Source organism: Planktothrix sp. FACHB-1365 (assembly GCF_014697575.1).
GTDB lineage: Bacteria > Cyanobacteriota > Cyanobacteriia > Cyanobacteriales > Microcoleaceae > Planktothrix.
Map to the genome: position 1 here is coordinate 130,465 of NZ_JACJSC010000012.1, position 13,071 is coordinate 143,535.

Here is a 13,071-nt window from a genome sequence, read left to right on the forward strand (position 1 = left end):
ACTGACACCGAATATCTGGGACTACGCTATCCTGAGTTTAAGACACACTCAGGAGAACTGGTTATGACTTGGCGCGGGACGACGACAGTACGCGATCGCATTTTTGCGGCTTTACCTTATCTACTGCCTTTAATGGATGGGTTGCCCTTTGGACGCTTTTTATTTCAACAGTTTCCGATTTTACAACTGATTACCTTGCCTGTTATTCCGTTGATGACCCTTTATCAAATCATTCCTTTTGCAGGATTTATTGTGTTCATCGCGTTATATATGCTAGTAGTTCGGAATGAAAATATTCCTCATTTTATTCGATTCAATACAATGCAGGCAATTTTGATTGACATTGTTCTGATTTTATGTACGTTAATCTTCCAAGTATTAGGCAGTGTTCTGTTACAAGGATTTGTTGGTGAAACCCTTTACAACATGATCTTCCTGGGACTTTTAGCTGCATTTTTCTATTCTGTAATTCAGTGCTTTTTAGGAAAATATGCAGAAATTCCTACCCTGTCTGATGCGGTTTATATGCAAGTACGATAAAGCTTCGTAGGGGCAGGGTCTTCCTGCCCAAATTTCTGTATTTCAAAAAGTCCTTCATTTTTTTAACACCAACACCTGATATAATTAAAGATCCTTGCTTCTAATCCAGAAGCCTTGTTGTCCAGAAGGAGCATAATAGCATGAAACCTTTTGTTTACGAAACGATGTATATCCTGCGTCCCGATCTCAACGATGAACAAGTTGAGCAGTTTATTGCCAAATATGAAACTATTCTGCGGGATCAAGGTGGACAGAATATTGAAATTCAAAATCGGGGTAAACGTCGTCTGGCTTATGATATTGCTAAACATCGGGAAGGGATTTACGTCCAGATGAATTATGAAGGCCCTGGAAGTCAAATCGCTGTCCTCGAAAGAGCCATGCGACTCAGTGATGAAGTGATTCGTTATCTGACCATTAAGGAAGAAGTTGCTCCCGCGATCGCCGAAACCCCAGAACCTGAGCTTCAAGAAGCCTAAGTAGAGAAGAGCAAAAGATCCCTTAAAAAAGGGGGGTTAGGGGGGATCAAAGTCCCCTTTTTAAGGGGGATTTAGGGGGATCTCGGCTGTAATCATGGGTTTTCGGCTGAAGTTGACACTGATGCCCACACCCTACCCCCGCTTCCCCACTATTGCGGATTTGGGGAAGGAAGAGTATTTTAAGAACAAATATACAGAATAAATTTATAGGAGCCGTCAGTTACCGTGAGCCAAGCCAAAAGTCAAACGCCACAGGAATTAAACGCTGAAGTTGCTCGTTTAAACGAAGAGCTACAAATGCGAGATCAGTTGATTCAACAGTTATCTCAAGAACTGTTCCGTTTGGTTAAAGGGGATGCTAATTTATTACCGGCCCCGGACGTGTCTGAACGCCATCAAGTCCAAATGGTTGCTTTACGAGAACAACTGCAAGAGATGGAACAGCAGGTTAAGTTTTATCAAGAACAAATTGCTGAACGGGATACGGAAGTTTATCAACTGAGACAGTCGGTTCAGGAGTTAACAGATCGCTCTCGGATGTTGGAACAAGTCGTTCAAGAGTTACCCGGAGTTTATCGTCAGAAGTTCTCAGAGCGTCTGAATGAAGTGATGGAAAAAGTGCAATTACTTCAACGTGAAAATAAACAACTTAATGCTGAGTTACAAAGTGTTAGCTATCGTTTAGCTCAAAAAAGTCGTCGTCCCAGTGGGTTGGATCTACCCAGTTTTCAAAATCGAGGTGGGGGTTCTGTTGAGGTTCCCACTTTTGGCAATGCTTGATTATTAATGGGATTTCAAACAAAATATCAAATCTTACAATTAAGAGGTTATTCTAACTCAAGAATAACCTTTTAACTTGATGGTCAGTAAAGAATTGCCCAAAGTATAGTGCTAATTTTTAAGGCAACAGGCAACAGGCAACAGGCAACAGTAAGAATTAAAAGGATTTTAGGATTTAGATAGGTTATTTTCTGCCTTTATAGCATACAAATTTTGCGGTTAATAATCCCGTAGCTAAAGCAATAGTTACACTCAATAAAAAGGCAAATATCCCTGGATTAAGGAATATTTTAGATGAGGATTGATTATAATTAATCAAAGGTTTTTCAACATAACCCGAAAAAGTCGATGCTGCTATTCCTCCCACACCTAAACTGACTCCCAATATTGCAATCGTTCTTTCTAAGGAGCGATCAATTTCCGCTTGTTCAATTTCAACTAATCCGCGAATAGTATTAATTAATTCTGAAAATAAATTTTGACCCGGTATTAAATAACCTAAATCAACGTTAATTTGTTCTATAAACTTGTTTTTTGTGCGGGTTTCAAATTTGTTAAAAAAGGGTAAATTATCCTCTAATATCAGAAGTTCTTGCAGTTGATTTAGATAATCTTGATAATTTTTAAGATTCGTTTCTATTGTATTTAAGTGCAGTTTCATTTGTTGAATATACTCGCCATATTCAAAGGAAGATTGAGGAATTAAAATCAACTCCTGTTTTAACAATTCCAGTTTTTCAGTTTGGTTTTGGGGTAAATTCTTGAGATTTTCTACTTGGGGTAATAATTGTTTATATAAATCCTTCGCTTGTTGATAACACCAACGAGCTTGAGTATAACTATACAGAATTTTATTTCGACAACACAACAAATTAACTAACAGTTGATAATAGTTACCTTCTGCTTCTAAGGTTTGGGTTTGTGGAGAACAATTAAACCAAATTAACAAATGAATCTGGCTAGAAAGATTATATTCTCCCGTATTATATTCAAAAATCGGACTTCCAAACAACTCTCCTACTAAGGGAGAATTTGCTAACAAACGCTGTGCGTCTGAACTCGGAAATAACGCCTCAACACAAGCATTGGCAAAATCTTGATAATCATCTGATTCTGAAACTAAAGGTTCTGCAAATAATATTAACGTTTGTCCTAAATCCGATTGAATATTATCGGGTAATAAACAATAATTAGGGTTTAAAAAATAGTTAATTTCAGCAAGATTAACAACGGCTTCAGGACGACGAAAGGTAATATCAATAGCGTAGGTATCATGAATTTGTAGCGGATAAACTTCGCCTTTGAGTTGGGGTTTATCTGGGTCAGAAATAGCATTAAAATGTAAAAACCGATCTGGTTTTAAAAGTTCTACATAGTCATTTGAAATATCATCTTCTCCTGGGGGAAAACCAATTTTTCCTTGATGTTGATAAAGTCGATCAATTAACGTTTCTAACTGAGGACAATTTAACGTTTTTCCTAATTCTTGGGATTTTTTCCAAAGGTGATCGGCTGTTTCTATAGGTTCATCCCCTAACGCTAAATGATTTCTAAGTTGAAAAGCCATTAGCGTTAGTTTGGGATTTTTAACGGTTCTAATTATTGATTGATCTGCCATAAATTAGAGTTTAGCCGGAGGTTTTTTAACGGATTGTTGAATTACGTTTTTTAGCGTTTCTTTGTTGATTTGTTGATTGGGTTTAGGAACATAACCAACGGGTGTTCCGGGTATACGAGCAACTGCTAATTCTGTGATGAGATCGCTTTTAGACTCGTTTTCTATTAAAATAGAATTATTCAGGATTTCTAATTGAGCATCCACAATTTCATCATAAGTTTCATACCAGCTTGCGATCGCAATTGATAACTGTTCTACATCATCCGGTAATGGTTCAATTAACGCGATTAATTCTTGACGTTTTGACTCGGTAAATAATTGAGGCTGTTCTTGTAACAGTCGCATAAAGGCTTGGAGGTTTTGCTGGTAGAAAGACATGGGCTGATACTCAAATGCAATATAGAATTAATTATATCAAATTTAGGATTGATTTTGTAAACCTGCTCCAAGAAACCGGGTTTCTGGTTTCTGTACTGTTATACTAGGAGAAACATCTTATAGCGCAGGATATGATAATTGAGGTAAAATCACGATGACATACCTAGAAGAAATTACAATTAAAGTTCCGGTTGATATTGCTGAACGTTACCGTCAGGCTAACGAACAAGAAAAAAAACAGATAGAAACTAGAATTGCCTTTTTATTGAAAAGTCAAACGTTATCCCGAAAAGTGGCTATTAATAAATTACGACAAACGATGAGCGAAATTGGTAAAAAAGCTGTTGCAAAAGGATTAACCCCAGAGATTTTAGAAGATATTTTAAAGGATGATGAAGGATAACCTATTTATTTTTGATGCAAATATTATTATCAGTGCAGTTTTACTACCTGAAAGTAAGCCAGATTTAGCTATCCGTAAGGCTCAAAATTCAGGTAATATTTTAATGTCTCCTGAAATTTGGGCTGAATTAGAACAAGTTTTAGCACGACCAAAATTTGATCGATATATTTCTTTGGAAGATAGGAGCAAGTTTTTACAAGATTTTTTCGATACAGTTATTCTTGTTATGGAAGTTACAGAAAAAATTCAAGAATGCCGTGATCCCAAGGATAATAAATATTTGGAATTAGCTGTTAATGGTCAAGCTGATTATATCATAACTGGAGATGCAGATTTATTGGTTTTAAACCCATTTCGAGAAAAACCTGTAATCACCGTATCTGATTTTTTAAACTTAAAATTAGTTTAATTAAAACTTTTAATTAATTTCTGTTAAACCATTAAATTTTACCGATCGCACAAAATGCAGCCCAATAATAGGGAGAAGCAAAGGGTTTATCATTATTATTCATGTTTTGTAAAGACTGACGCAACTGCATTTTATTCCCCAGATCGATCCAAGCTAATAATTCGGCTTTGGTCGCATTTCTTAACCAGTTTTGAGCATGATTTAACGCGATCGCAACTTCCTCACCCTTTCGCAATAATTGATAAAATTTAATCATTAAAATAGCTGTAGAAATATCACTCACCGCCCACAGAGAACTAACAACATTAGTCGAACCCGCCACTAAAAAACCACTGGGTAAACCAATATATTCATCACTATTAGATTGAAAATCAATTAATCCCGTTTCACAAGCGGAAAGGGTGACTAAACGACAGCAACGCAAGTCTAATGTAAACACATCCCCCAAGGTTAAACATTCACTCAGATCGAGGGTTTGACCTTTTTCTAGGCGAAGATGGCGACTCGGATCAAGGGGCGAAGGTGGGGGCTCTAGGTAACAGTCTGCGAATAGTAATGCTGACAAAATAGGATTCTCAAAATTAAAATAACCGTGACAGGAAAAATGGTGACAATTAGCAGTTTTTAGGGTAGTTTGTTGTTCATTAAAGGTGATTTTTTTCGCATTTTCACGGACTAGAATATGACTCGGATTAAAATAAGTACGAATACTGTTAACTTCTAAGTCCGTATAGGCTAAATCTTTTGTGGGATTTTGAATGGCGAATAGTTGAGAAAAATCGGGACGCTGGCGGTTTTTTGCCGTTTGTAATAGTTGACAACTGGGAGCATAACTCACCCCACCAGAAAACAGATCCATTAAAATGACAGACTCCTGTACGGGCGAGGCGCGCCTCGCCCCTACCCCTGACGAGGAAGTTAACTCTCCTAAACGATCTTGAGATATCGGTAAAGCGTGCAGGGGGAATAAATGCAGAAAACGGTTAGGAATAAGTACCAGGCGATCACATTTTTCCCCGATAGCATTGAGGAGTTGGTCAAAATGTAAAATTTCCCCCAGACGTTGCAGACGGGAGGTTAGGGTGTTTTGCCATTGTTTTTTATCAGTTCGGTAGGCGGTGAGGTAGTCGTCAGCCCATGCTATCAAGGCGTTATAGTCTTCGGGGGTGGACTGCCAGAGTTTGATCTCTCCTGCCCCCCTTAAAAAAGGGGGTTCTGAAATTTCCGGTTCCCCCCTTTGATAAGGGGGGGTTAGGGGGGGATCTTCAGGGTTTTCGGGTGTAACGATAAAGGTTAAAAAGCGATCGCTTAAAATATACCATTCCAAAATGGCGGTATTGTCCCCCGTCAAGGCTTGAATATCGCTAAAAGGGATGGGTTGAACCTTTTGGGTGAGGCGGAAGTTGGGGTCAATGGGCGTAATATCACGGGTAATGAGGTCGTCAAGTTGTTGCCGCAGTTCGTTGAGACGGCTACGGTCTGGGGGTGGGGTTTGCAGGGCGGCAATATTGGGGCTACGTTCTCCCGTTGTCCCGTCCCCAAAGCGGTTGCGGGTGCGTTCTTCGATTTCCAGGCGACGTTGTTCGGTTTCGATATCTCCACGCAGACGGGTGAGTTCATCTTTGACAGTTTGGGGAATATCACCTTTGGGGTAAAGGTCACGGGTTGCTAATAGTTCAACGAGGTTACGAGCTTTACTCCGATCCGCGTATTCAAGAGCCTTATCGTAACGTTTCAATTTTATACAGACTTCAACCATAAGTTGATAAAGTTGAAACCATTGTTCATTAAGTTTGCGCTTTACTTGATCTCCAGAGGTAATTTCATACCGCAAATTATCAACAGCATCAATAGCTTGGGCAAAAGCATCATACGCTCCTTGAAAATCCTGGGTATTAAAATAAGCAATGCCTAAACCCAATAAAGTTTCTGCGTGTTTTTCAGGAAAGGCTTTGTGAGTAAAAATTTGAAGCGAATTTTGATAAAGTTGGATAACTTTTGACTGATTATCTTTTTTATTTACACCAATTCTTTTATAAACATTAGTTAAGCAGGATTGAGTGGTAGCCCATCGTTCTGGATCAGATTTCTGGGTAAAGACAGCCAAAGCTGATTCATAATAAAACTTAGATAGTTCTAAATATTTTTCTTGATTTTCGTAGTCAGAAAGGCTGCTATAAATATCTCCCAAATTAAGATTAAGTCTTCCCCAGTTTCCTGGATTAGTTTCAGGATTTATTAAAAGTAAACTAGCGTGGCAAGCTTCCAGCGATTTTTTCAAATTGTCTTCACGCTTGCCAAATATACGTTGTTTGTAAACTTCTCCTAAATTATTTTTAATAGTTCCCCAACCTTGAGGTTCATCTTCATAAGTCAAAATAGTTAAGGCTGATTCATAAGCTGCAATTGCTATTTCTAGGTTATCTGCTTTTTTACCTAAAACTCTGTTTAAATGAGCATTACCAAAACTGACTTGACACAATGCCCATTCTTTAGGAAACTTCTCTTGGGTATAAACAGTAAAAGCATCTCGATGTGCAGCAATTGCTCTTTCTTTATTGTCGGCTTTATCACCTCGAATACGATAATTATAAGCGGTTCCGATATTATCTTGAGTTTCTGCCCATTTTTCAGGAAATTTATCCTGAGTATAAACTGTTAAAGCAAGTTGATAACTAGCAATCGCTTTTTCTATATTATTAGCCATGTCTCCTGTCGTTCCTTGATAGTATAGCCAACCTAAAAGTCTTTGAGTTTCTGCCCACTTTTCAGGATTGTTGCCCGAACTAAAAACTGTTATAGCTGCTTCATACGCCGTAATAGCTTTTTCTCTATTTTCGATAAAATTTTCTTGATAAAGAGAGTGGTATGATAGACCCAAAAGGTATTGTATCATTGCCCAATTGTCGGGATTTTCTGTCTTTGTAAAAACTGACAAAGCTGATTGATAACAAATAATTGATTTTTGTATATTCTCTTCTTTTTGCCCTTCAATTCTTTGAAAATATGCTCTGCCTATTCTAATTTGTGTCATAGCCCAGTCTTCAGTTAAGTCATATTTATTGATGACTTCAAAACATATTTCATAGCAAGTAATTACAATTTCCAGATTAATTCTGCGATTACCTGAAGTGAAATTCAATATCAATATGCCCAATCTTTCAATAACTTTAGCAAGATTTATACTTTCTTCTGAATTCGCCATTAGACTAAATCTTTCCGTTGCCCATTGCTGTAGTTTGGGTATTAAATTTTCATTCAGCAGATCTAAATTTTTTTGTAATAAAGGATAAACGACTTCGGGATCACCATTGCTATCTACTGTGGCTTGCAGCACGTTTAATAAAAAATAAATCTGAGATTCCAATAAGCTCATTTGATGTTTGCAATAATTGATCCATTTTTTATTATTGAATTCCGTGTAAAGCTTTAACGCAGACCGATAATTTTCTAAACCCTCTTCCACTTTTCCTAAATAGTGACACATTAACCCCAACATAAAATAAGCGTTGGCTTCATCCCCCAGTTGTTTTTCCGTCGAACCCTGTGCAACTTCCAAAGCCGATTGATAATAATCAAAAGCCCGGTTGTAATCCTTGAGTTTATCGTAAGATAACCCGGCGATTTGATCTAAAAGCGAATACTCATTAGACCGATCTTGACTTTCTCGGAGTCGGGTTAACCGTTTTTCTAAAATAGGAATTAATTTTTCAAAGTCTTCTGTTTGTTGATATAACTTCTCTAAATATTCTGATGCTCTAATCACCCATTCTTGGCTGTTTTCTTGCTGTTCATAAACGGCAACTGCTTTTTCAAAAGATGCGATCGCCTCTGAAGATTGATTCAAATCCAAGTAAATCAACCCTAACATATAATTTAAGTTAGCCTGATAATAGGGTTGTTCTAAACTCGGTTCTAAATTTAATGCCGATTGAAAACAATCAATTGCTAAAGGATATTGTTTTAAATTAAAAGAAACGCCACCCAACTCATATAGAGTTTGATATTCTGTTAAGAAATCCTGTTTTTCTCGCAGTAACTTTAACTTTTCTTGATAATAGTCAATTGTATTTTCTAATTGATTTAACTGTTTATATCCTTTAATGATCCAATCTAAAATTTCTGGCTGTTCCTGCGGACGCTGCAACCTTTGAATCACTCCTAACCGTTGTTTAAAATAGTCGATAGCAGTTTCGATTTGTCCCAGTCGCCAGGTTTCACAAGTTAACCATCGTAAAGCCGTATTTTCCATTTCTCCATCAGACAAACGCCGCGAAATCTCTAAAATTTCCCGATGACATTCTATTGCTAATTCATCCTGATTTTGCCAATAATATACTTTTCCTAAACTCTGTAACACCGAAGATAAGTTTTGTTGATTATTGACTAACTTGACAACTTCTAATAAACTCTGATAATATTGAATTGCTGACTCAAATTGTTGATTATTTAGCAATTCATTCCCAACTTTATCGAGATAATCCCAAGATTGCTGAGTATAGGGCGTATTTTCAAATTGACTCAATAACTGATAAGCTAAACGATAGGCTAGGATGGCTTGGTCTTGTTGTTGTAGGGAAACATAACATTGACCTAAACAGAATTGAGATATGGCTTGTAACCAGATATTTTGTTGAAGTAAAGAACGTTGATAACAAGCATTATAGGATGCGATCGCATCTTCAAAATAACCTAAATTCTGCCAACAATTCCCGATTCTATACCAAATATCAACCCGACTAGAATCAGCTTCTAAGGCATAAATGAAACAACGTAAAGCCTTTTTGAACTTACCAGCATTCTGTAACTTAATTCCTGTATTAATCCCGATTAGCATTAGCAAAGGATTAGGCTGTTGAGTCGGCGCGTCCTGGGAATCATCCGCCATAACCTTAACTCCCTGATGTTAGTCTGATTCAATTCTAGCTCAACAGGGAGTTCAGAAACCGGGTTTCTTCCTTAAATCTGGGTGAGGAGACAAAGATTATTGCAGAAACCCGGTTTCTAGTCTAGCTCAACAGGGAGTTCAGAAACCGGGTTTCTTCCTTAAATCTGGGTGAAGATAAAAAGATTGTTGCAGAAACCCGGTTTCTTGGAGTTTAGGTTGTTCTCGTTCCTCTGAAGTAAACGATATCCTTAATAAACTTCGTCATGAGTTCCTATATTAATTAATAGAATCTCTTCTTCTCCTGTGTTTTCATTCGTCACAAAATTAAACACGATGCGACAATCATAATCTACAACACAAGACCAAGCCTCCGCTAAATCTCCTTTTAATTTATGTGTTCTCAAGATAGGATTAAAAGGTTCCATTTCTAACAATTTTAATCTTTCTGCAATCCTAGCTTTCAACTGAGGATTCTTCTTAACTGTGGCTTTAAGAGCGCGTTTAAAAGCTGATGAAGTAATTAAATTCATTCATCTAAATCCGCCATTAACTCATCTACTGTGACTTTTTGCGTTTTTCCTTGCTTATATTCTGCATGAGCTTCAGCAATACTGGTGGCAATTTCCTTTCTCCTTTTTTCCCCTAATCGTTTTTGCAGAATTTCAATTAAAAAATCTTGCTCTGACTCAGACAGAGATTCTGCCATTTCTAAAACTTGATTAAAATTGGCTTTTTGCATAATAGGTTAATTGATTGTATTTTGACTGATGCAAGTCTGATTCAATTCTAGCTCAACGGGAATATCAGAAATCGGGTTTCTGGGTTAAATCTAGGTTAGGATAAAAAGATTGTTGCACCCAACCCGGTTTCTTGGAGTCTCTAACCACGATAAACGTCTCGCCGATGTCTGACGCGCATGATACGGACTATTCTATCTTCATCATTAATCGTATAAATAACTCGATAGTCACTGATGCGAATCCGATAGAAATTATCGCTTCCCTTCAACTTTACCACCCCTTCTGGACGAGGTTCTAAACTCAAACAATCAATCGCCTCGCTAATGCGTAACTGAAGATCAAGATCTAACCCTCGCAACTCTTTAGCTGCTGATTTCTTAAAACGGATAGCATAACCTTCATTTGACATTAGCTTCAGCCTCAATTTCCTGCTTTAACTCCTCCCAAGACACCTCCTCCTCATCCTGACGCGCATGAGCCACCAACAAATCATAGAAGTCTTCCCATAACTCTCCCCACTCTGTTAAATCAATTAATACAGCCTGTTTTTCTCCGGCTTCATTTACAACAAATTGAATCCCTTTCATCGTTTTTTTCCTTAGCAACAACTCAAATAAACTCAACCCTAGAGAGCATTTCCTCTGGTTCTAAATATTCCCAAATTAAAGTCAAACCGCGAATAATATATCCAATCGAGTGACTTTTTTGTTGACAGTAAACAATGCCATTATGAGGGATTCCGGCTCTAGATATCCGCAAAAAATCTGCATCTTGGGTAAAAATGACTCGTTTTTGATCTAGGGCAAAATTAATTTGTTCGTGATCCGATGCACCGATCAAATCGGTTTCTGATGTGGTGGTGACATCAATTCCCCGTCGTCGCAAACCCTCTGCAATGGCATTGCTGACATTTTCATCCAAATGAAAGCGAATTGTTTTAGGCATTTCGATGCTTTAACCTTTCTTGTAGGAGAGAAGGAGTTTGTGCTTGCATTTCTTGGACAAACGCTTCATCTGCGCGAATTTGAGATCGGATTTCTTCTCGATGGTCGTGATAATAAGCTAAAGCCGCATAGACATCAGCTAAAGTAATCGATGGGTAGTGGTACAAAATCTCATCGGGTGACATCCCCATTTCTTCAGACCAAATGACAATATCCTGCACTTTAATTCGATGTCCTGAAATTCGCGGCTTACCTCCACAGACATCAGGAGTGATCTCAATATGTTCTGAAATGACGGTTTCCATTTAGCAGTCTCCTAAAATTGGCTCAATCACTTATAGGCTAAAGTATAGGCTGCGATCGCATTTTCCTGAAGTTTCAGTGAAACATAACATTAACCTAAACAGAATTGAGATGTCGCCTGTAACCAGATATTCTGTTTCTAAGGCATAAATGAAACAACGTAAAGCCTTTTTGAACTTACCAGCATTCTGTAACTTAATTCCTGTATTAATCCCGATTAGGATTAGTAAAGGATTAGGCCGTTGAGTCGGCGCGTCCTGGGAACTATTAGTCATGACCTTAACTCCCTGATGTTAGTCTGATTCAATTCTAGCTCAACAGGAAAATCAGAAACCGGGTTTCTTCCTTAAATCTGGGTGAAGATAAAAAGATTGTTGCACCAAACCCGGTTTCTTGGAGTTAAGCAGGGGAGCAGAAACTGGGTTTCTCCGTTAAATTTGGGTTAGTTATTTATCTTTAGTCCCAAATTCTTTGAATTGGATAAGCATCGAAAGCAATATCTTTACTCAAAATCGGGATATTCTCTTCGATAGATTGAACAATTAACAGTCGATCAAAAGGATCTTTATGATAAAATGGAAGGTGGGATAACAGCCTTAAATGATTGAGATGAATCGGTAATAGCTCAAAATCAGACCATTTAATTTTTTCCTCAATATAATCGGCTGCGTTATTCTGTAAATTCAACTTGTTTTGACTTTGTTTAATTGCCATTTCCCAAACACTGGCTACACTAATCAGCTTTTGATTTTGAGTATCTTCTATTAAATCCCGCACCTGATCAGTTAATTGAGAATTACCCATAAAAAACCAGAGTAACGTATGAGTATCAAGAAGTAACCGCATTACAGATAGTCCTGAAAATCATCTAAAGGTTGATCAAAATCATCAGACATGGAAATCCGATCTTGATCACAACCAAATAAAAGCGGGCGTTGGTTAGCAGGAGAAAATGGAGTAATTTTAATCGTTTGATAATTATTTTTAGTAATCAGAATTTCTTCTCCAGCAAAAGCCATGTCTATTAGTTCCAAAATTTGTGGTAAGGCTTGGTTAATATCAATACTTTTCATGGGTCATACCTCCTATCAATGCAGTTTGATTTGGGATTTTTAGAGACTCTGCTATTTCTCAAACTTGATTAAAATTGGCTTTTTCCATAATAGGTTAATTGATTGTATTTTGACTTGAGCTTCCTCACCTACTGATGATGGGGAAGAATTACGCCAAATTCTTCTGGAAATAGAAACAAATTAGCGATCGCTAACCCACTTAGATTAGAAGTGTTACTAACAACAATTATAGCTAACTTCTTCAATAATACCTCAATAGACATCTCCAAAATAGAAACAAGGAGGGGTAACAAGATGATAAAATTAAATTTTACCCCTGATTAGAGATGAGTAAATTAAGAGAGTATCTGGACAAGAACCCCCAGCAAGCAAAAAGGCTATTAGGGATGGAATATGAACAACTGATAGAACTCATTCAAGCTGCGGAGTTATTAGAAGAAGAAAAACGACAGGAAAAAGAAAAAACTAAAATCAGGTTGATTAAAGCAGGTGGGGGTCGTCGGCAGAAATTATCTG

Annotated in this window: 19 protein-coding genes; 6 read left to right on the forward strand and 13 right to left on the reverse strand. The window is 37.5% G+C overall.

The features are described from left to right. The first annotated feature begins 63 nt into the window (after window positions 1-63). The 3 genes from H6G57_RS15325 (at window position 64) to H6G57_RS15335 (ending at window position 1,799) form a co-directional block, all read left to right on the forward strand. Window positions 64-540: a Tic20 family protein gene (locus H6G57_RS15325; RefSeq protein ID WP_190519954.1), complete on the forward strand. Its 477-nt coding sequence runs from the start codon at window positions 64-66 to the stop codon at window positions 538-540. Between the two features lie 140 nt (window positions 541-680). Then, a complete protein-coding gene (rpsF, locus tag H6G57_RS15330; protein WP_190519955.1) occupies window positions 681-1,019 on the forward strand; it encodes a 30S ribosomal protein S6 in 339 nt (112 codons plus the stop codon). Window positions 1,020-1,244: 225 nt separating this feature from the next. Next, window positions 1,245-1,799 (forward strand): Npun_F5560 family protein, encoded by a 555-nt coding sequence (locus H6G57_RS15335; RefSeq protein WP_190519957.1) that lies wholly within the window; start codon window positions 1,245-1,247, stop codon window positions 1,797-1,799. Window positions 1,800-1,983: 184 nt separating this feature from the next. Here H6G57_RS15335 and H6G57_RS15340 read toward each other — a convergent pair whose 3' ends face one another. Together H6G57_RS15340 and H6G57_RS15345 are read right to left on the reverse strand one after the other, a co-directional pair. Beyond that, on the reverse strand, window positions 1,984-3,366 hold the full coding sequence (locus H6G57_RS15340) for a hypothetical protein (RefSeq protein WP_206756692.1): 1,383 nt from the start codon (window positions 3,364-3,366) through the stop codon (window positions 1,984-1,986). Between the two features lie 54 nt (window positions 3,367-3,420). Continuing rightward, window positions 3,421-3,795 carry a hypothetical protein gene (locus tag H6G57_RS15345; RefSeq protein ID WP_190519961.1) on the reverse strand — a complete coding sequence of 125 codons (375 nt, stop codon included), beginning with the start codon at window positions 3,793-3,795 and terminating at the stop codon, window positions 3,421-3,423. 154 nt (window positions 3,796-3,949) lie between these two features. Here H6G57_RS15345 and H6G57_RS15350 point away from each other — a divergent pair, with 154 nt between their 5' ends. After that, entirely contained in the window at window positions 3,950-4,198 is a 249-nt protein-coding gene (locus H6G57_RS15350; protein WP_190519963.1) for a hypothetical protein, read from the forward strand. Further along, on the forward strand, window positions 4,185-4,607 hold the full coding sequence (locus H6G57_RS15355) for a putative toxin-antitoxin system toxin component, PIN family (RefSeq protein ID WP_242048985.1): 423 nt from the start codon (window positions 4,185-4,187) through the stop codon (window positions 4,605-4,607). The genes H6G57_RS15350 and H6G57_RS15355 overlap by 14 nt, the downstream gene beginning before the upstream one ends. A 31-nt stretch (window positions 4,608-4,638) precedes the next feature. Here the strand turns inward: H6G57_RS15355 and H6G57_RS15360 are convergent, their stop codons facing one another. The 11 genes from H6G57_RS15360 to H6G57_RS29410 all read right to left on the reverse strand — a co-directional run bounded on the left by H6G57_RS15360 (window position 4,639) and on the right by H6G57_RS29410 (window position 12,818). After that, on the reverse strand, window positions 4,639-9,495 hold the full coding sequence (locus H6G57_RS15360) for a CHAT domain-containing tetratricopeptide repeat protein (protein WP_190519965.1): 4,857 nt from the start codon (window positions 9,493-9,495) through the stop codon (window positions 4,639-4,641). Between the two features lie 248 nt (window positions 9,496-9,743). Then, window positions 9,744-10,025: a type II toxin-antitoxin system YafQ family toxin gene (locus tag H6G57_RS15365; protein ID WP_190519967.1), complete on the reverse strand. Its 282-nt coding sequence runs from the start codon at window positions 10,023-10,025 to the stop codon at window positions 9,744-9,746. Next, window positions 10,022-10,234, reverse strand: a complete 213-nt coding sequence (locus H6G57_RS15370; RefSeq protein WP_190519970.1) for a hypothetical protein — start codon at window positions 10,232-10,234, stop codon at window positions 10,022-10,024. Before H6G57_RS15370 ends, H6G57_RS15365 begins: the two co-directional genes overlap by 4 nt. Window positions 10,235-10,374: 140 nt before the next feature. Next, the gene (locus H6G57_RS15375; protein WP_190519971.1) at window positions 10,375-10,644 is read right to left on the reverse strand and encodes a type II toxin-antitoxin system RelE/ParE family toxin; all 270 of its coding nucleotides are present in this window, start codon (window positions 10,642-10,644) and stop codon (window positions 10,375-10,377) included. After that, window positions 10,634-10,822 carry a hypothetical protein gene (locus H6G57_RS15380; protein ID WP_190519973.1) on the reverse strand — a complete coding sequence of 63 codons (189 nt, stop codon included), beginning with the start codon at window positions 10,820-10,822 and terminating at the stop codon, window positions 10,634-10,636. Before H6G57_RS15380 ends, H6G57_RS15375 begins: the two co-directional genes overlap by 11 nt. Window positions 10,823-10,844: 22 nt before the next feature. Beyond that, the gene (locus H6G57_RS15385; protein WP_190519975.1) at window positions 10,845-11,180 is read right to left on the reverse strand and encodes a DUF5615 family PIN-like protein; all 336 of its coding nucleotides are present in this window, start codon (window positions 11,178-11,180) and stop codon (window positions 10,845-10,847) included. Then, window positions 11,173-11,484 (reverse strand): DUF433 domain-containing protein, encoded by a 312-nt coding sequence (locus H6G57_RS15390; protein WP_190519977.1) that lies wholly within the window; start codon window positions 11,482-11,484, stop codon window positions 11,173-11,175. The genes H6G57_RS15385 and H6G57_RS15390 overlap by 8 nt, the downstream gene beginning before the upstream one ends. A gap of 30 nt (window positions 11,485-11,514) precedes the next feature. Continuing rightward, window positions 11,515-11,757, reverse strand: coding sequence for a hypothetical protein (locus H6G57_RS15395; protein WP_190519979.1), 243 nt, complete (start codon window positions 11,755-11,757; stop codon window positions 11,515-11,517). Between the two features lie 181 nt (window positions 11,758-11,938). After that, window positions 11,939-12,328, reverse strand: coding sequence for a type II toxin-antitoxin system VapC family toxin (locus H6G57_RS15400; protein ID WP_190519981.1), 390 nt, complete (start codon window positions 12,326-12,328; stop codon window positions 11,939-11,941). Further along, on the reverse strand, window positions 12,328-12,555 hold the full coding sequence (locus H6G57_RS15405; protein ID WP_190519983.1) for a type II toxin-antitoxin system Phd/YefM family antitoxin: 228 nt from the start codon (window positions 12,553-12,555) through the stop codon (window positions 12,328-12,330). The genes H6G57_RS15400 and H6G57_RS15405 overlap by 1 nt, the downstream gene beginning before the upstream one ends. Before the next feature lie 128 nt (window positions 12,556-12,683). Further along, window positions 12,684-12,818: a hypothetical protein gene (locus H6G57_RS29410; protein ID WP_255528366.1), complete on the reverse strand. Its 135-nt coding sequence runs from the start codon at window positions 12,816-12,818 to the stop codon at window positions 12,684-12,686. A gap of 63 nt (window positions 12,819-12,881) precedes the next feature. On the opposite strand from H6G57_RS29410, the gene H6G57_RS15410 reads away from it, so the two are divergent. Continuing rightward, window positions 12,882-13,071: hypothetical protein (locus H6G57_RS15410; protein ID WP_375539524.1), on the forward strand; the 190-nt coding region annotated here is incomplete at its 3' end.